Genomic DNA, 18,090 nt, shown 5'->3' on the forward strand with positions numbered 1-18,090 from the left:
GATCAGAGAGGCTAGCTATGAGTGATGCGCAGGCGCCGGAAAAACGGCGCGCTCCTGCTAAAGAAGTTAAAAATAGCAAAGAGGGCGATGAACGCCACGATGCCATCTACCGCTCCGTGAGCGATGCCATTGTCGAGCAGCGTTTAAAGCCCGGCGCACGGCTGCGCGAAGATGCGCTAGCGGATGTATTCGGCATTAGCCGCACCGGTATTCGTAAAATCCTCCAGCGCCTGGCGTTGGAGCAGTTAGTCACGCTAACACCGCGCCGTGGCGCCAGCGTCACCCGGCCCACCGCCGACGAAGCCAAAGACGTATTCGATGCCCGCCAGTTAATCGAGTGCGGGCTGATGCCCGATGTGGCGCGGCGCATGAGCGAAAAAGAAGCGGCAGAGCTGCGCGAAATGGCCCGCCAGGAGCGCCAAGCGCTGCGCAGTGGCCAGCAGAGCGTGGCTATTCGCCTATCCGCCGATTTTCACGTGCGCCTAGCGCAGCTATCAGGCAACGCCACCCTGGCAGAGTTTGTCGAACGCCTCTGCTCCCGCTCATCGCTAATACTCGCCGTCTACGGCCATCGCGGCCACTTAGGCTGTGAATCCCACGACCATGATGACCTGATCGGCTACCTGGAAACAGGCAACGGCGAGCGCGCCAGAGCCTTTATGAGCCGCCACCTAAAAGCTATCGAAGCCTCGCTATCGATGTTCGAAGAAGAAGAGAACGTGCCGGATTTGCAGCAGATATTTGGGGAGTGAGAGCAGCAACCTCAAGCTGAAGCTCTCAACCAAGACTATCTCACTCCGCTTGCCGGAAATCCTGCTTGCTAGGGTTAAAATCGAAGTAAACAAGCGACATAAGTCCTACCAGTTGCTGATACAGATTTGGCTTTCGGATGATGTGAAGGGCAGCCGTCGAAGCTGAAGTGCTGGCGACACGTAATGACGTTCGGCAGCATGATGTGTTTTGTTAACCCAAAGCCCTCAATACAGCCTGAGGCTCCTTTGAAACCACATGCAGTAAAGCCAGCGCTGGCCCGTGGGGCGTGCGGTCTCCACGCTCCCAGTGCCTCAACGTCGCCACACTAATACAAAACTTGGAAGCAAACTCCATTTGAGTCATACCTAAATTCTTGCGAATTCCAGCAACATCGACTGGTTCAGGACGATGAGTCCTAGCTGCAACTTTACGTCCTTGATTAAGCTCAATGGCTTCCTGTAAGCCCTGAGCAATACTTTCATATGCACTAGCCATGATTTTTCTCCAATGCTGTATGAATAAGAATGCTGACCAGCTTAGCAAGCGCATTTCTATCAGCTTTTATTAAGTTTGCCCGCTCACCTTTACCAAACATCGTTAGCAAATACATTGGGAGTCGTTGGTCATGGTAGTAGTAAATGATGCGCACACCACCACTCTTTCCTTTATTACCTCTGCTCCAACGAAGCTTACGAATCCCACCTGTACCCTCCATCACATCGCCAGCCAGCGGGTGCTCGGCAAGATAGTCGATGACAGGCTTGCGCTCAAAATCAGTGAGTAGTGCATCTGCCCGCTTAATGTATTCTGGAAGCTCAGTGATTGTAGTCAGCATATTGAATAGAGTAATCCAATGGATGACTTAGGGCAAGCTATTAGACATGGATCAATGTTTGCTCATACGCATGCTGTATTACTAACAAGAAAAGCGCCATCGGTTGTGTGCCGATGGCGAAAGTTTTATTTTAAATCAGTCAGTTACATTTTTACCGACTTAGCTAACCTTCTGCTCAGCCAACGCAGGCGAAGCCTTAAACTGGCGCATCAAACCGTAGTAGAACAGCCCACCCAATCCTGCACCAATCAGCCAGCCGTAGCCGCCAAGTGCGGATAGCGCGGGTACTAACACGGTGGAAAGCGAGAACAGCGCCGCCACGCCAAAGGCAATAAGCGCGCGGGTGTTCCAGCCGTTGACGTAGTAGTAGGCGCTGCCCGGTGCTGATGAGAAGAGCTCCTGCATGTTTAAGTGCTGGCGCTTAATCAGGTAGTAGTCGACCACGATAATGCCGTAGAAGGGCGCGACGATGGCCCCTAGCGCATTTACAAAGCCGGGAACGCCAATCTGGCTGATGACCGAAAGCCATAGCGCGCCGACAAAGAACGCGATGACCGCGGTAATCAGGCCACCCATCTTAAAGCTGATTTTGCTGGGAAACAGGTTGGCCAGGTCGTAGGCGGGGGGAATGAAGTTGGCGACCAGATTAATGCCCACCGTGGCGGCAAAGAAGGTGAGGGCGGCAATAATCGTCAGCGGCAATGAATCCACTCGCTCAACGATATCAGCGGGGTTGGTCAGCGCTTCGCCAAACAGTACCAGGGTACCGGCGGTAATAATCAGCGCGATAAACGAGAAGAACGCCACGTTAAGCGGCAAGCCCAGCAGGTTACCCAGCTTCATCTGGCGTTCGGTTTTCACAAAGCGGGTGAAGTCGCCGAAGTTAATCACAACCGCTGCAAAATACGCCACCATGGTGCCCACAATCGCCATAAAGGCGGCGATTGAGCTGCCGCTGGTTTCACTTCCACCGCTAAAAATGGTGCCAATGGCAGGAATCAGCTCACTTCCCGCCTGATACCAGACAATGATCATCAGCACCAACATCACCACGTAAACCAACGGGCCCGCCCAGTTCAGGAAGTGCTTAATGCGCTCGATGCCTTGCCAGAAAATCGCGATTTGAAACAGCCACACAATCACAAACGACACCCAGGCCACGCCGGAAAGCCCCAGGAAGGTGCTGCCGCTGCCTGCGCCCACAAAGGCGGTAATGAGAAGGGTGACAGCGGTGGAGGCAAAGTAGGTCTGCACGCCGTACCAGAAAATCCCCACGATGGCGCGCAGCATCGCGGGCAGGTTTGCGCCGCGGACGCCCATGCTGGCGCGCACCATGACGGGGAAAGGAATGCCGTATTTAACGCTGGGCTTACCGGTGAGGTTGACCAGAAACATCACGATCACGCCCGCCAGAATAATCGCCGCCATCACCGCCCAGCCGTTCAGGCCGTAGCTTAAAAACAGCGAGGCGGCGAGGGTGTAACCAAACAGGCTCTGGATATCGTTAGACCAAACGTTAAATATCTCAAACGCGCCCCAGTTACGATCCTGGGGTTTAAGCGGCGCGAGATCCTCGTTATAGAGCGTGGGATCAATGTGCTTAATATCCAGGTCACTAACGTCGTTACTCTCTTTCATCTTATTAGCTCTTCGGTTGGCAAATGGAGTTACTGACTAAAGCGCTGGCAGGGAGCCCAGTACTTCATCAACAGATAGTAGGTAACACCGGCGGGGATCAGGCTGGCGTACCACGAGATCGCCGAGAAAGAGAGCGCCGCCACAATACCCACCGCCGTGGCGATGAAAGCGGCCAAGTTAATACCCTGATAAGGTCCGTTAACGTCATACAGTTTGTCGATATCCAGCGTGCGACGACGAATCACATAATAATCGACCACCAGAATGGCGAAGATGGGGCCTAGGAAAGCAGAGTAAGTTTGTACAAACAGCTGGAGACCTGCTGCAGAGCCCGGCTGAACCAGCTTCCAGGGGAAAGTGGCGAAGGCCAGCAGCCCGACGATGACGGTGGCGACCGAGAACTTGATCTTGAAGATGTCCATCAGCACATAGGTCGGCGGTACCACGTTGTTAAGGACGTTGGTGGTGACCTGGGCAAAGGCGATGAATAGCAGGGTGGTCATTAACAGCGGAGTGTTATCAACGGCGTTGGCAAACACCTGGATAGGGTCGGCGGTGCCGGTAGCTTGCGAGACCATATAGCCGATCAAACCCATAAACAGCGTGCAGGGCAGAATCGACATGGCGTAGATGGTGGTCAGCAGGCTCTGGGCGGTGCCCTTTTTATGCTCGCGGGAGTAGTCGCTGACGTTGAGCATCATGGTGCTGTAGATGCCCAGGAACAGCATGGTCGCGCCCCAGAACGGCATGCCCCAGGAGCCTTCCATGGTGAGCAGACTGGCGGAAAGCTCATCGCCATAGCGTTGCACCGTGGCGTAAAACATATACACCAGTGAGGCGAGGATAAAGGCGCTGCCGATATTCTCTAACCATTTGATGCCCTGGAAACCCATCACGGACAGGCCAATTTGCAGAAACTGGAAGGTAATGAAGTAGAAGATCAGGTTGTCGAAACCGAACAGGGTGGCCGACACCATATTGAGCGCCCCGGCACCAATCCAGCTTTGAAAGCCGTACCACACTACCGCCGGTACCGCGCGCACCAAGCCCGGCAAGCGCGTACCCGTAAAACCAAACGCGCTGCGCGCCTGCACCATAAACGGAATACCGTACTTATAGCCTGCCGCCCCGTTAATGGCGAGGGCTATGCCGATCACAAAGCAGCCGATGGCAATCGCCAGGGTGGCTTGTAACAGGTTCAGGGTGCCGACCACGCTGGAGCCCATGGCAAAGGTGCCGATGGAAACGCAGCCGCCGAACCACGCGAGAAAGTAGGAGCCGCGCCCCATAATCCGGGTCTGTTGAGGGGCCAGGCTTTCTGCCCCGAGTGCTTTTGATCCAGCATCGGATCGTTCTTCTGACGCAAGAGCCGAGGGTGAAGCGCTCATGATGTCGTCCTCGCAAGATTATCGGTTTTATTGGCAGCTTGAGTACGTTGAGTACCCAAGCAACGCTTGCGGCGTGGCGTGCTAATGGACGTTACTGTTTTTAATCGAGTTTATTTTTTAAGTTATTGTTATTTAAATTTATTTTGTTAGTGCTAAATGGTTAAGGCTTTAGCGGTAGATCAAGATCAGAAAGCTCGGAAAACTTACCGGTGAAGGCTTTGGGGCGTGGGTAGGCAAGGTCGCCATGTTTACTGGTATACAGCCCTAAACTGACCAGTGACTCCGCCAGTTTCAGCGCTGCGGTGACACCTTCTACTACCGGCAGGCCCACTTCGCGGCTAATTTGCTGGGTCAAATTGGCCATGCCGCCGCAGCCTAAAACGATAGCGCCAATGCCATCTTCATCCCGGGCGCGGCAGCACTCTTCAACAATGCGCGTAAACGCCGCGTCAGGGTGATGCTCAAGATCCAACACGGGGATTTCAGCGGCGCGTATACGACGGCAGTGGTGACTAAAGCCGTACTGTTGAAGCAGATGCTCGGCGATAATGCCGGTGCGGCCCAGGGTCGTGACGATGGAAAAGCGGGTGCTTACCAGAGTGGCCAGATGAAATGCTGCTTCGGCAATCCCAATTACCGGCGCACGGGTCAGTTCTCGTGCGGCAAGCAAGCCAGGGTCGCCAAAACAGGCCACTATATAGGCATCAATGCCGCCTTCGCGCTCGCCCTTGAGGACTTCTTCGGCCACCCCTACCGCACTGATCACTTCGTCGAAATGGCTCTCGATTGAAACCGGGCCAGCATCCGGCTGTGAAGCGCTCACCGTGGTGCCAGCGCCTGCCTGTTGCTGTGCTGCCTGATGAATAGCAGCGGTCATGGACGCCGTGGTATTAGGATTGATAATTCGTATATGCACGTTAAGCGTTCCGTATGTAAACAATATGACTTTTCTTGTATACAAAAATAGGGCGGTTTCTAGCGAGACGCAAGGGTCTAGGCGCCAATAAGCGACAAAAATGCTAGCCTAAAAGTTTGACCAATTGTTCAGGATTCAAAGGTTTAACGACGTTTAAACTGAGAAACGCTATTAGTGTCAGAGGATTAGCGGCAAGCTGCGTTGCGGTACGCTATTAATGCCGCTATTTTGTATACAAATAATTAGTTGCCGCACTGGCATTGCTCATCGAATAGAAGCTAACCAGTGTTGGTCAGAAATATGACCGAAGGAGATAACGATGTCGTCCTCATCCATGGTGCATTACCCCCGTGATTTGATCGGTTACGGACGCAACCCGCCTCACGCCAATTGGCCCAATAAAGCCAAAATTGCCGTCCAGTTCGTGCTTAATTACGAAGAAGGCGGCGAAAATAGCGTGCTGCACGGCGATGCAGGCTCGGAGCAGTTTCTGTCGGAAATCATCGGTGCACCGGCTTATCCAGATCGCCACTTGAGTATGGAGTCTATTTACGAATATGGCTCCCGCGCCGGGGTGTGGCGCATTTTGCGCGAGTTTGAGAAACGCGACCTACCGCTCACCGTGTTTGGCGTTGCCATGGCGCTGGAGCGCAACCCGGATGTGGCGCTTGCATTTAAAGAGCTGGGCCACGAGATTGCCTGCCACGGCTACCGCTGGATTCACTATCAGGAAGTGCCCGAGCATGTTGAGCGGGAGCATCTACAGCAGGCCATGGAAATTTTTCAGCGTCTTTACGGTGAGAAGCCACAAGGCTGGTACACCGGCCGCGATAGCCCTAATACCCGACGGCTAGTACTGGACGAAGGCGGTTTCCTTTACGATAGCGACTACTACGGCGACGACTTGCCTTTTTGGACGCAGGTGACCGATAGTCAGGGCAGTGACCACAACCATCTGATTGTGCCCTACACGTTGGACAGCAACGATATGCGCTTTGCCGCACCGCAAGGTTTCAACACCGCGGATCACTTCTTTACCTACCTGCGCGATGCCTTTGATGTACTTTACGCAGAAGGGGAAGAGGCGCCGAAAATGCTCTCGGTGGGCATGCACTGTCGTTTGTTGGGGCGCCCGGGGCGTTTTCGCGCGCTGCAGCGCTTTTTGGATTATATCGAAACCCACGACCGCGTTTGGGTGGCCCGCCGGGTCGATATCGCCCGTCATTGGGCAGAGCACCACCCGGCGCCAACCCATTGAAAGGCAAAATAATGAAACAACCTACTTACTACGCCCCCACCGGCGGGCACCCGCCGCAAACCCAAATAACCGCTGACCGTGCTGTATTTACTGAAGCCTATGCGCTGATTCCTAAAGGCGTGATGCGCGATATCGTCACCAGCAACCTGCCGTTTTGGGAAAGCACCCGGCTGTGGGTGCTGGCGCGGCCGCTGTCGGGGTTTGCGGAAACGTTCTCCCAGTACATTATGGAAGTCCAGCCCCAGGGCGGTAGCGATAAGCCCGAGCCAGACCCCCAGGCGGAAGGCGTGCTGTTTATTGTTGAAGGTGAGTTAACGCTTACTTTATCGGGCGAGCGCTACGTTATGCAGCCCGGCGGCTATGCGTTTATTCCTCCTGGTAGTAACTGGCAGGTGCGAAACGAATCTAACGCGCCGGTGCGTTTCCACTGGGTACGCAAGGCGTATGAATTTGTGGAAGGGCTCGAGGTGCCACAAGCGTTTGTCACCAATGAGCAGGACATTGCTCCCATCGAAATGCCGGGCACAGAAGGGCGCTGGGCCACTACACGTTTTGTCGACCCTGCGGACGTTCGCCACGATATGCACGTCAATATCGTGACCTTTCAGCCCGGCGGCGTGATCCCCTTTGATGAAACCCATGTCATGGAGCATGGTTTATACGTGCTTGAAGGCAAGGCCGTTTATCACCTGAATCAAAATTGGGTAGAGGTAGAAGCCGGGGACTTCATGTGGCTACGCGCCTTCTGCCCCCAGGCCTGCTACGCCGCTGGTCCAGGGCCATTTCGGTATCTGTTGTATAAAGATGTTAATCGCCATGCCTCTCTTCGCCTAAGTGCACACTAAAAAGGCGGGGGCAGGCCGGAGAGGAGGTCCTACGCCATGGATGGCGTAGGTAGCGCCCAAGGATGGGTTCACAGCGCCTCCTCGTAGGCCTGCCCTCGACTGAGGTATATCTTCAGGGCAGCTTTCAAGGAAAACTTTATGCTAGAAATAAAAGCCGAGCCGCTAACGGCTGAAGCCTTCGCTCCTTTTGGCGATGTGATGGATGCACAAACCTCTGCGTCGTTTCCCATTAACGCCGGGCGTACCCAACGCCATCATGATCTGGCCAAGGTAGAAACCTTGGGCGAAAACGCCCGCACGCTGATTAATATCTTCGTGAGCCAGCCGATTACACTACCGCTGGAGCTAACGTTTCTAGAGCGTCACCCCCAGGGCAGCCAAGCGTTTATGCCGCTGCATCAGGAACGTTTTATCGTTGTAGTGGCGCCGCCCGGTGAACATATCAATCCTGACGAAGTGCGTGCTTTTGTGACCGATGGCCACCAAGGCGTGAATTACCGCGCAGGCACTTGGCACGCCATCCAGTCAGTGCTAGAACGTGAGGGCGAGTTCTTGGTGGTGGATCGGGGCGGCGATGGCAATAACTGCGATGAGTTTCCCCTGGCAATTACCGTTACGTTGGAATAATACGTACATTTCGTGTTGCAGAGCTGTCATATAGAACGCGTTAAACTGATAAGCTAGTGTTATTAAACAAAGTCACTACACGCTCATTAGCATGGTTGGAATATTATGAACGCACTGCACTTCTCTACGATCCGTCGTACCAAAATTGTCGCCACCCTTGGACCTGCCAGCGACCGTGAAGGCGTATTGGAGGCCATGCTCAAGGCGGGTGTTGATGTGGTGCGTCTTAATTTCTCTCACGGTACCGCCGATGATCACCGCCGCCGGTTAACCGAGGTGCGTGAAATTGCCGCCAAACTGGGCCGCAGCGTAGCGGCTCTAGGCGACCTCCAAGGTCCCAAGATCCGCATTGCGCGGTTTAGAGATGGCGCCGTGGTGCTTAAAGAAGGCCAGCCGTTCATTCTCGATATGGAGCTCGACGGGGATGCGGGCGATATTCATCAGGTGGGCTGTGACTACAAAACCTTGTCACAAGACGTGGCCGCCGGTGACCGCCTTCTGTTAGATGACGGACGTTTGGTGCTGGATGTGGCCCGCGTCGACGGCCAACAGGTGCATACCACTGTGGTTGTGGGCGGCAAGCTCTCCAACCATAAAGGCATCAACAAGCAGGGCGGCGGCCTCTCCGCCCCGGCGTTGACAGAGAAAGACAAAGAAGACCTCAAAACCGCTGTTGATATTGGCGTCGACTATCTCGCGATTTCCTTCCCTCGTCATGCCGAAGATATGCTGGAAGCACGCCGTTTACTGGGCGAAGCGGGTAAGGACATTGGCCTGGTCGCCAAGGTCGAGCGCGCTGAAGCGGTCGCTGATGACGCCACCCTGGACGGCATTATCGAAGCTTCCGAAGCGGTCATGGTGGCACGCGGTGATTTAGGCGTAGAAATTGGCGATGCCAAGTTGGTTGGCGTTCAGAAACGTATGATCAAGCGGGCGCGTTCTCTTAACCGTGCGGTGATTACCGCAACGCAGATGATGGAAAGCATGATTTCGGCGCCGCTACCCACTCGTGCCGAAGTGTTTGATGTGGCCAACGCGGTATTGGATGGCAGCGATGCGGTCATGCTCTCAGCGGAAACGGCGGCGGGCGACTATCCGCTGGAAACCGTGGAAGCGATGTCACGAGTTTGCTTGGGCGCTGAGCGTGAAAAATCCGCCCAGGAGTCTGGTCACCGTATTCATGAAGGCTTTACTCGCCCGGATGAAACCATCGCGCTTTCCGCTATGTATGCTGCGAACCATATGACTGGCATTACCGCGATTGCCTGCATGACATCGTCGGGCTATACGCCATTGATCGCGTCGCGCATTCGTTCCGGTCTGCCGATTGTGGGCTTGGCGCATAACCCTATCGCTCAGCGCCGTATGGCACTTTACCGTGGGGTCGTTTCGCTGCCGTTTGATACCTCTGATATGACACCCACCGAGCTAAACGACCGTGCGCTGGAACTGTTGGTGAAGACCGGTATCTCCAAAGCAGGCGATCACGTGATCCTTACCCGCGGCGACCATATGAATGCTCATGGTGGTACCAATACCATGAAGGTGATGGAGATTACCGATCAGCATGCTGAGCCTAGCAACAGCTAATGTAGCTCGCGGGCTGCTGCTGGTCTGCTTGTGTTTGCTATTAACAGGCTCCCCCGTGAAAGCGGGGGAACCTCCTATTTTGGCGGCAGCCTCTGATCTGCAGTTTGCGCTGACGGAGGCCGCGGAGCAGTTTCAACAAGAAACCGGCCACGCGCTGCGGCTCAACTTTGGTTCGTCGGGCAACTTCCGTCGCCAAATCGCCCAGGGCGCACCTTTCGAGCTGTATCTTTCTGCTGATGAGCGCTACGTTCAGGCGCTTTATAAAGAGGGCCACACCCAAGACGAGGGCGTTATTTACGCCATTGGTCGGTTAGTGTGGCTGCAGCGCGCAGGGCGCGGTGATTTGCCCAGTGCCGATGCGCCACTGGCTGGGGTAGAGGCCGCGCTTGAAGCGCAAGTGAGCGGCACTACTGAACGCATCGCCCTGGCGAATCCCGAACACGCGCCCTATGGCGTGGCGGCGCAGCAGGTTCTTGAGCACGCCGGGCTTTGGCAGCAAACCGAGGCACTGCGGGTGCTGGGTGAAAATGTCTCACAAGCGGCGCAGTTTGCGCTTTCCGATGATGCGCGCGGTGGTCTGGTGGCTTATTCCTTGGCATTGGCCCCCGCGTTAAGTGAACGAAGTGAGTACGTACTTATCCCCGAGGCTTGGCATAGCCCGCTTCGACAACGCATGGTGTTGACCAATCAGGCGGGAGATGTCGCCACTGCCTTCTATCAGTGGCTGCAAGAGGAAGAGGGGCAATCGATTTTGCGTACCTACGGGTTTAGCGTCGAATAATGGAAGGAGCATAATGGATTGGTCGGCGCTGTCGGTTTCGTTACGCCTCGCGGTGTTCACCTGCCTCATTCTCCTGCCCATCGCTATTTGGTTAGGCCGCTCTCTGGCCTATGCGCGTTTCCGGGGTAAAGGACTATGCGAAGCGCTGATTGCACTACCGCTGGTATTGCCGCCTACCGTACTGGGCTTTTATCTGCTGTTGAGCTTTGGCCGCGATGCGCCGGTGGGCTCGTTTTGGGCAGGAATGACCGGCAGCGGGCTGAATTTCACTTTCTCGGGCATATTACTGGCCTCCCTGATCGCCAATCTACCGTTTGCTGTGCAGCCCATTCAGCGCGCCTTTGAGCACGTGCCCCACAACCTGCGGGAAGCGGCCTGGTGCAGCGGCTTGAGCCCCAGGCAAACGCTGCTGCGTATCGAACTGCCCTTGGTGTGGCCAGGCATTATGTCAGCGGCAGCGCTCACCTTTGCCCATACGCTGGGCGAATTCGGCGTCATCTTGATGGTGGGGGGCGCTATTGATGGCGAAACCCGCACCCTTGCCATTGCCATCTATGATCGCGTTCAAGCCTTTGACGAACAGGGCGCGGCACAGATGTCGGCGCTGTTGCTGTTGGTGTCGTTTATTACCTTGGGGCTTGTCTATGGACTGGCTGGGCGCAGGCGGTGGGCACGTGGCTGAGTCGTGTATCGCAAGTCTGCGTGTGGCGGTCAATCAAACGGGGCCGATTCCACTGGCCGCCGATTTTATCTGCCAACCTGGGGAACTGCTGGCGCTGGTAGGGCCGTCGGGTAGCGGGAAAACCACGCTGCTGCGCACTATTGCCGGGCTCTATCGCCCTCAAAATGGGCGTGTGGAATGCGCTGGCGACGTTTGGTTTGATGCTGAACGTAAGCATTCACTTCCACCCCAGCATAGGCAAGTCGGCATGGTGTTTCAGGACTATGCGCTGTTTCCCCACTTAACCGCGTTAGAAAATATTCAACTACCACTGCGTCACCTGCCTCAACCCCAGCGCCGAGAACAGGCGGAACAGTGGCTGGCCAAGGTGCGTTTAGATGGACTGGGCAACCGCTACCCAAATGCACTTTCCGGTGGGCAGCGCCAGCGTGTCGCGCTGGCCCGCGCCTTGGCCCGCGATCCGAAAGTGCTGTTGCTCGATGAACCGTTTTCAGCGGTGGATCAAGTCACCCGTCGGCGTTTGCAGCGCGAACTGGCACTGCTCCGCCAGCAAATCGAGATTCCCATCGTGCTGGTGACGCATGACCTGGAGGAAGCCACTGCACTGGCTGATCAAATCTGCGTGTTGCATAACGGTGTAAGCCTTCAGCAGAATTCGCCCGAGGCACTGTTCAGCCGCCCAGCCACGCCGCTAGTAGCACGCTTGCTGGACCGCCATAATCTGTTTGAAGGCACCGTTGTAGAGGTAGCAGGGCAGCGCCGTTTGCAATGGGGAGGAACTTACCTGGAAGTCGCGGAAGGACTTACCAACCTACCACTGGGAGAGACCGTGGCCTGGTATTTGCCGCCTTCCGATATTGTGCTTCATCGTCGTGATCGGCCGTCGCAAGGCGAGCGGGAAAACCCGCTGACTGCCACGGTCAGTGAGGTAGTGGTGTTGGGTGGCATTACGTCAGTTTCCTTAAGCGTTGGCCACGGTGATATGTTACGTTTCGACATTGCCACCCATGCTGCACGTCGCAATCAGTTAACCCGCGGGGCAGTGGTGAATGTTTCACTGCTGGCGGCAGGAATACACCTGTTGCCAGGCCACCGAGTTCGCGCAGATGCGCATGACAAAAGGAAGTAAGCATGGATCACACGCGTCGCACGCTGCTTAAAGCATCGTTACTGTTACCGCTGGCGGCGCTGCTGCCGATGTCGTTACTCAGCTCGTTTGCCTGGGGGCAGGCAACGAAAGAGATGCAGACGCTGGCGCTGGCTATTCATAGCGAGGGCGGTCCGCACCGCTTAGACGTTGAGGTGGCAGAAACATCCTCTCAGCGACAGCGCGGATTGATGGGGCGTGAGAGCCTGCCGGAAGCGCAGGGCATGCTATTTCGTTTTGAGAATGAGCAATCGGTCAATAACGCTTTTTGGATGTATAAGACATTGATTCCCCTTGATATTGCCTTTATCGATGCAAATGGCCGTATCGTGGCGATTAATACCATGCCGCCCTGTGAGTCCACTTCACCGAGCGACTGCCCCTCTTACCCTCCTGGTACGGCGTATCATTCAGCGCTAGAGGTTAATGGCGGCTACTTTGCCGAGCGCGGCATCAAAGTAGGCGACTGTGTTTCCATCCCTGAAGACGCCGGCTTCTGCCAACCTGAGAATTAAGCGGGGCGAGGGTTGCGGTGAAACTTCAGCACAATCAAAGCGATACCCGCGACTACTAAGCCACCGCCCACCAGTTTATGCACGCCTAGGCTGTCGCCCATCAACAGCGCGCCTAGGCCGACCGCCAATACCGGTACGAGCAGCGTCATGGGTACCACGCGGTTGACCGGATGGCGGCGTAATAGGGCGTACCAGATCCCGTAAGCCACAATCGATGACATCACGGCGGTGTAAACCATTGCCCCCCAGCCCATCCAGCTTGCCTGCCGCATCGCCTGCCACTGGCCGCTTTCAAACAGCCACGAGCCCAGCGCTACCTGGGGCACTGCAAATAGCGCCACCCAACCTGCAAGCGCTAAGGGGGCGATGGGTGGGCCGCGTTTAATCAATAGCTGCGATACCGCCCAACCGAGAGCGCTCATTAATAAAATACTGAGCGGCAGAGGCGAAGGCAGTGTGGGCCCTCCGGCGAGCACGATCACTCCGGCAAACGAGAGTAGCAACCCCGCGATACGTTTGGGTCCCAGCTTCTCTTTGAGGAATACCACGGCTAGCAGTGTCGCAAAAGGGGTACCCATTTGTAGCAACAGCGCGCCAGTACCTGCTTCGGCCTGCCCCAAGCCAATAAATAGCAGGGCAAAGTGGAGACTGCCGAAGGTGATGGATAACAGCAGCAAAAACGGTAGCTGTGCCCGCGCTACCGGGTAGAAGGGCACCAGCAGCACCGCGACCAGCATAAAGCGCAGCGTGGTCATCAACAGCGGCGGCAACTCCACCACACCGACCTTGATCACAATGATATTCAGCGCCCAAATGACGATAACAAATAGGCCAAGCAGCAGGTCGCGTAGGGGCACATTGATGTCCGTTCGTTGATGTTTTTTGCTAGATGAAAACGAGCGTCATTTCATACGCTGCGCGATCTCTCGCCATAGTGCGGTGTAGGCGCGACCGCCAGGACTGCTGCGGGCGAAATGCCCGACCGGCGCGCGTTCGACACCCATGCGCTCGACCGCACTAGCGTTTGGCACGGTCGTGGACAAGCGCCTCGGCCAGCGCTCGCTGAGACTCTCCATCACCTCGCGGTGGAGGGTTTTGCGGCGGTCGGCGAGGGTTACGAACGGCCAGATTGGGCAAGCCTGCTCGACCGCGTCAAGATGACCGTCCAGTTGCTCGAGGGTGCGCAAAGACAGGGTCGTCGGCACCACCGGCACCAGTAGGGCATCGACGCTGGAGAATATCTGGTCGGCGAGTGCCGACAAGCTCGGCGGGCAGTCGAGTATCACCAGGTCGTAACTGGTCATTACTGGTTTGAGGATCTTGCGCAGTCGACTAGGTTTGCGGGTTTCCATCGACGCTTCCAGGTCGCGGGAGCCCAGTGCCGCAGGCAGCAGGTCGAGCCCCTCAATGTCGGTCTCGCGGATCGCCCGATCAAGGTCGGCCTTGCCCTTGACCAGTTTGTCGACACCACCGCGCACTTTGGGTTTGCTGCGCAGGTAGAAGGTGGTGGCTGCCTGGGGGTCGATATCCCACAGCAACACTCGCTTGCCGTCGCGTGCCGCTTCAGCGGCGAGATTGACGGCGGAGGCGGTCTTACCCACGCCGCCCTTGATACTGTAAAGCGCCAGCATCTGCATGGGAAACTCCTTGATTGGTAACTGTTTTAGTCTAACCGATTGGCCCACACGGATACGTGACGTTTCTATGACGGCGGCGGTGGTAGTAGCGTCACACCGCTGTGATACACGCCGAAAGTCGGTCGTTAATAGCCGATAGAATGGCTTTCCTTCCCCTCAAGAATACCTACAATGGAGTGCTTATCGCCAACATGCACGCAATGCGCACCGTTATTTAGGCGATACAGTGATAGACCTCCTTATAAAGTCACCATAAAAATCGATAAAAAAGGATCTACTATGACGCTGAAACGCTCAATGGCTCGTTTCACTGCCGGCTTGGCAGGTGCGGCTCTGCTTTCCGCTTCCCTGTCTGCACAAGCTCGTGAACTCTCGGTGTCCACTGTTTTGTCCGACGCTTTCCCTTGGGGGCAGGCGGCGGAGAAGTGGGCCGAATTGGTGGAAGAACGCAGCGGTGGTGAACTCACGCTGCGCGTTTACCCCAACTCTCAGCTTGTTTCCGGCGACCAAACCCGCGAATTTTCCGCTATGCGTTCTGGGCTAATCGACGCTGCGGTGGGCTCGACGATCAACTGGTCGCCCCAGGTGCCGGAACTCAATCTATTCTCCTTACCGTTCTTCATTCCCGATGAAGCCGCCGTGGATGCGGTCACCGGTGGTGAAGCGGGAGAGCTAGTGTTTGAAGCAATCGAATCACGTGGGGTTATCCCGTTAGCCTGGGGTGAAAACGGTTTCCGTCAGGTTTCCAATTCGCGTGGGCCGATTAGTCAGCCGGATGACCTGGACGGTCTGAAAATTCGTGTGGTGGGTTCGCCGCTGTTCCAGGATACCTTCTCTGCACTGGGCGCCGACCCCACCCAAATGAGCTGGACCGATGCTCAGCCAGCGTTAACGACTGGCGCGGTGGACGGCCAGGAAAACCCGCTTTCTGTGTTTGACGTGGCGCGTATTGATCAAGTGGGCCAAGAGCATTTAACACTCTGGAACTACATGAATGATCCGCTGATTTTCGCCGTTAACCAGCAGGTTTGGCAGTCGCTGGATGAAGAGCAGCAAACCATGCTGCGTGAAACCGCCAAGGAAGCTGGTGAATGGGAAATCGCCATGACCCGTGAAGAGGAGAGTGAACGCTTAGCGGCGATTCAAGAGCGCGGTGTGACGGTGACCGAGCTTTCTGATGAGCAGTACCAAGCGTTTGTCGATGCGACACAGTCCGTTTATGAGAAATGGGCGCCGCGCATTGGTGAAGAGGTGGTCAACGCCGCACAAACGGCTATCGACGCACGTTAATTACCTATGATGTTCTAACTCCCGGCCCTCAAGGCTGGGAGTTTTTTGCTGTGAGGCTGCCATGAAAGGCTTTCCTGATGCACGCCCCGAGCGCTGGCTGGGCGCGCTGGCGTTAATCATTATCTCATTGATCAGCCTAGGTAATGTCATTACCCGCTATCTGACCGGTGGCTCTTTTTCGTTTACGGAGGAGTTTTCGGTGTTTTTGTTGGTGGTGCTGACGTTTGCCGGTGCTTCGGTGGCGCTGCGGCGCAACAGGCATATTCGCATCGGTTTTTTGGAGCGTGCACTGCCGCCCAAGTACCGCCGTGCGCTGATTGTTTTTCAAGCGCTGTGCGGTGCCATTGTGCTGGGTTTGATCACTTGGTATGGCGGCAAGTTGGCTTGGCAGGAGTATCAGTGGGAGTCGCTTTCGCCTGGGCTGGGGTTGCCGCAGTGGTGGTATTTGGTTTGGCTGCCCGTGCTTTCCGCGGCCATGTTATGGCGCTTGTTCCAGCAGACCGCTGACCGTTTGACGGGGAGGCTCACCGATGAGCCCTGATGTGTGGATGATTCTGGCCTTTGCAGGCTTGCTGATTGCGGGTGTGCCGGTGGCGTTTTCATTAGCGCTTTCCGGGGCTGTCGGCATCTTGCTTGGCTTGTCGCCGGATATGCTGGCGACCTTGGGCACTAATACCTATAACAGCATCGCCAAGTACCCCTTGATTGCGATTCCGTTATTCATTTTAACCGGGCTTATCTTTGAGCGTTCCGGTGTGGCGCTTCGCTTGGTGCGTTTTGCCCAGGCGCTGATTGGCCCTCGCCACGGCGGCTTGGCGCTGGTCGCGGTGTTGGTGTGTATGATTATGGGCGGCATGAGCGGCTCTGGCCCTGCCGATGCGGCGGCCGTGGCGATGGTGATGCTGCCCAGCATGACCAAAGCGGGCTACCCCAAGCCGTTTTCGGCCACGCTGATTGCGGCCTCAGCCTCGACGGCGATTCTTATACCGCCGTCTGTGGCGCTGATTCTTTACTCGGTTGTGGTGCCCGGTGTTGATTTGCGGGCGCTGTTTGCGGCGGGGCTGTTTCCTGGCGTGTTGGCGGGGATAGCACTGCTGGTGCCTGCCATGATCGTTTCCAAACGCTATGGTTGGGAGGGCGGCACGCCGTTAGAGGGCGCTGAACAGCTCAGTGTGCGCACCACCTTTAAGCAGGCGATACCGGCGCTGTTTGCGCCGGTGCTGATTTTAGGCGGCTTGCGTTCAGGCTTGTTTACACCCACTGAAGCCGCCGTGGTGGCGGTGGCCTATGGCGCGATTGTCGGGCTTTTTCTTACTCGTGAACTGTCGCTACGCGATTTGTGGGAGCTGTTAGGCGAGGCGGCGATTATCTCAGGGGTGGTGATGCTGATTATCGCGCTGGCCGGAATTTTTGCCTGGGCGGGCACCATGCTGGGCACCTTCCGCCACTTGGCGGAGTGGATCATTAGCCTGACCGATAACGGCGTGCTGCTGCTTATTCTGGTGATGTTGGCGGTGCTGGTCGCCGGGATGCTGCTGGATGCGATCTCGATTTATCTGATTATGATGCCGATCTTGATACCCGTGATGCAGCACTTTGAATGGAACCCGGTGTGGTTCGGCATTCTATTGGCAATGAACATTGCTATTGGCCAGTTTACCCCGCCGGTGGCGGTGAATTTGATGGTGACGACCGAGGTGGCCAAAATTCGTTTGGAGCAAACGCTCGGCTGGGCGCTGCTGTTTGTGGTGGCAATGGGGTGTGCGCTGGCGCTGGTGGCTATTTTCCCCGCTATCGCGCTGTGGCTGCCTACCGTGTTGGGCTATAACGTTTGATGTGGGCTCAGAAATTAGTGACCATAAGGCATTGCTCATGTCTAACAAGCAGTGCATATCCTTATCCCCTATGCCAAAACGGTATAGGGATTAACGCTTACTAAACGTTACCAACCACTAAACTACTATCTACCAAGCTGAAATGCGTTTTAAATAGCGATAGGTACTGCGGCATGTCGTTAAGCACGCTTTTTTCGCTAAAGGCTTAGTTTTTCGCTAAAGTAGTATTAGCAGGCATCCAACGGGTGCTTGTAACAGATTGTCTTAAAAACAGTTTGTCTTGAAAATAGAATGTCTTGAAAAACGTTTTGGAGCAGAATCACCTATGGGAACAATTCACTAGGTGAGCCCAA

At 55.8% G+C, this 18,090-nt stretch carries 20 protein-coding genes; 13 read left to right on the forward strand and 7 right to left on the reverse strand.

Features of this window, described 5'->3' with window-relative positions:
- Nucleotides 1-17 precede the first annotated feature (17 nt).
- Both HUO07_RS03420 and HUO07_RS03425 read left to right on the forward strand, forming a co-directional pair.
- On the forward strand, nucleotides 18-752 hold the full coding sequence (locus HUO07_RS03420; protein ID WP_176302374.1) for a GntR family transcriptional regulator: 735 nt from the start codon (nucleotides 18-20) through the stop codon (nucleotides 750-752).
- Nucleotides 742-918 carry a CopG family antitoxin gene (locus HUO07_RS03425; RefSeq protein ID WP_217908766.1) on the forward strand — a complete coding sequence of 59 codons (177 nt, stop codon included), beginning with the start codon at nucleotides 742-744 and terminating at the stop codon, nucleotides 916-918. Before HUO07_RS03420 ends, HUO07_RS03425 begins: the two co-directional genes overlap by 11 nt.
- Before the next feature lie 45 nt (nucleotides 919-963).
- Here the strand turns inward: HUO07_RS03425 and HUO07_RS03430 are convergent, their stop codons facing one another.
- The 5 genes from HUO07_RS03430 to HUO07_RS03450 form a co-directional block, all read right to left on the reverse strand.
- Nucleotides 964-1,248: a helix-turn-helix domain-containing protein gene (locus HUO07_RS03430; protein WP_176302375.1), complete on the reverse strand. Its 285-nt coding sequence runs from the start codon at nucleotides 1,246-1,248 to the stop codon at nucleotides 964-966.
- Nucleotides 1,241-1,588: an addiction module toxin RelE gene (locus tag HUO07_RS22115; RefSeq protein WP_176302376.1), complete on the reverse strand. Its 348-nt coding sequence runs from the start codon at nucleotides 1,586-1,588 to the stop codon at nucleotides 1,241-1,243. The genes HUO07_RS03430 and HUO07_RS22115 overlap by 8 nt, the downstream gene beginning before the upstream one ends.
- A gap of 159 nt (nucleotides 1,589-1,747) precedes the next feature.
- A complete protein-coding gene (locus tag HUO07_RS03440) occupies nucleotides 1,748-3,226 on the reverse strand; it encodes an NCS1 family nucleobase:cation symporter-1 (RefSeq protein ID WP_176302377.1) in 1,479 nt (492 codons plus the stop codon).
- A 29-nt stretch (nucleotides 3,227-3,255) separates the two neighbouring features.
- A complete protein-coding gene (locus HUO07_RS03445) occupies nucleotides 3,256-4,614 on the reverse strand; it encodes an NCS1 family transporter (protein WP_176302378.1) in 1,359 nt (452 codons plus the stop codon).
- Between the two features lie 160 nt (nucleotides 4,615-4,774).
- Nucleotides 4,775-5,530, reverse strand: coding sequence for an aspartate/glutamate racemase family protein (locus HUO07_RS03450; RefSeq protein WP_176302379.1), 756 nt, complete (start codon nucleotides 5,528-5,530; stop codon nucleotides 4,775-4,777).
- A 319-nt stretch (nucleotides 5,531-5,849) separates the two neighbouring features.
- Between HUO07_RS03450 and puuE the strand changes: the two genes are divergently transcribed.
- The 8 genes from puuE (at nucleotide 5,850) to HUO07_RS03490 (ending at nucleotide 12,975) form a co-directional block, all read left to right on the forward strand.
- Nucleotides 5,850-6,788, forward strand: a complete 939-nt coding sequence (gene puuE / locus HUO07_RS03455; protein ID WP_176302380.1) for an allantoinase PuuE — start codon at nucleotides 5,850-5,852, stop codon at nucleotides 6,786-6,788.
- An 11-nt stretch (nucleotides 6,789-6,799) separates the two neighbouring features.
- Complete coding sequence (locus HUO07_RS03460; RefSeq protein WP_176302381.1) at nucleotides 6,800-7,633, forward strand: bifunctional allantoicase/(S)-ureidoglycine aminohydrolase; 834 nt, start codon at nucleotides 6,800-6,802, stop codon at nucleotides 7,631-7,633.
- Between the two features lie 138 nt (nucleotides 7,634-7,771).
- On the forward strand, nucleotides 7,772-8,260 hold the full coding sequence (locus HUO07_RS03465; RefSeq protein ID WP_176302382.1) for an ureidoglycolate lyase: 489 nt from the start codon (nucleotides 7,772-7,774) through the stop codon (nucleotides 8,258-8,260).
- A 105-nt stretch (nucleotides 8,261-8,365) separates the two neighbouring features.
- A complete protein-coding gene (gene pyk, locus HUO07_RS03470; protein WP_176302383.1) occupies nucleotides 8,366-9,850 on the forward strand; it encodes a pyruvate kinase in 1,485 nt (494 codons plus the stop codon).
- Complete coding sequence (modA, locus tag HUO07_RS03475; protein WP_176302384.1) at nucleotides 9,828-10,631, forward strand: molybdate ABC transporter substrate-binding protein; 804 nt, start codon at nucleotides 9,828-9,830, stop codon at nucleotides 10,629-10,631. The genes pyk and modA overlap by 23 nt, the downstream gene beginning before the upstream one ends.
- A gap of 13 nt (nucleotides 10,632-10,644) precedes the next feature.
- Entirely contained in the window at nucleotides 10,645-11,313 is a 669-nt protein-coding gene (modB, locus tag HUO07_RS03480; RefSeq protein WP_176302385.1) for a molybdate ABC transporter permease subunit, read from the forward strand.
- Nucleotides 11,276-12,442, forward strand: coding sequence for an ABC transporter ATP-binding protein (locus tag HUO07_RS03485; protein WP_176302386.1), 1,167 nt, complete (start codon nucleotides 11,276-11,278; stop codon nucleotides 12,440-12,442). The genes modB and HUO07_RS03485 overlap by 38 nt, the downstream gene beginning before the upstream one ends.
- A 2-nt stretch (nucleotides 12,443-12,444) precedes the next feature.
- Nucleotides 12,445-12,975: a DUF192 domain-containing protein gene (locus HUO07_RS03490; RefSeq protein ID WP_176302387.1), complete on the forward strand. Its 531-nt coding sequence runs from the start codon at nucleotides 12,445-12,447 to the stop codon at nucleotides 12,973-12,975.
- Here HUO07_RS03490 and HUO07_RS03495 read toward each other — a convergent pair.
- Nucleotides 12,972-13,832: an EamA family transporter gene (locus HUO07_RS03495; RefSeq protein ID WP_176302388.1), complete on the reverse strand. Its 861-nt coding sequence runs from the start codon at nucleotides 13,830-13,832 to the stop codon at nucleotides 12,972-12,974. The two genes, HUO07_RS03490 and HUO07_RS03495, sit on opposite strands and share 4 nt — an antisense overlap.
- A 45-nt stretch (nucleotides 13,833-13,877) precedes the next feature.
- Complete coding sequence (locus HUO07_RS03500; RefSeq protein ID WP_176302389.1) at nucleotides 13,878-14,612, reverse strand: ParA family protein; 735 nt, start codon at nucleotides 14,610-14,612, stop codon at nucleotides 13,878-13,880.
- 279 nt (nucleotides 14,613-14,891) lie between these two features.
- Between HUO07_RS03500 and HUO07_RS03505 the strand changes: the two genes are divergently transcribed.
- The 3 genes from HUO07_RS03505 (at nucleotide 14,892) to HUO07_RS03515 (ending at nucleotide 17,737) form a co-directional block, all read left to right on the forward strand.
- On the forward strand, nucleotides 14,892-15,902 hold the full coding sequence (locus HUO07_RS03505) for a DctP family TRAP transporter solute-binding subunit (RefSeq protein ID WP_176302390.1): 1,011 nt from the start codon (nucleotides 14,892-14,894) through the stop codon (nucleotides 15,900-15,902).
- A 61-nt stretch (nucleotides 15,903-15,963) separates the two neighbouring features.
- Nucleotides 15,964-16,443 (forward strand): TRAP transporter small permease, encoded by a 480-nt coding sequence (locus HUO07_RS03510; protein WP_176302391.1) that lies wholly within the window; start codon nucleotides 15,964-15,966, stop codon nucleotides 16,441-16,443.
- A complete protein-coding gene (locus HUO07_RS03515; RefSeq protein WP_176302392.1) occupies nucleotides 16,433-17,737 on the forward strand; it encodes a TRAP transporter large permease in 1,305 nt (434 codons plus the stop codon). The genes HUO07_RS03510 and HUO07_RS03515 overlap by 11 nt, the downstream gene beginning before the upstream one ends.
- Nucleotides 17,738-18,090: the final 353 nt, after the last annotated feature.

The organism is Vreelandella maris, assembly GCF_013371085.1.
GTDB classification, from domain to species: Bacteria; Pseudomonadota; Gammaproteobacteria; order Pseudomonadales; family Halomonadaceae; genus Vreelandella; species Vreelandella maris.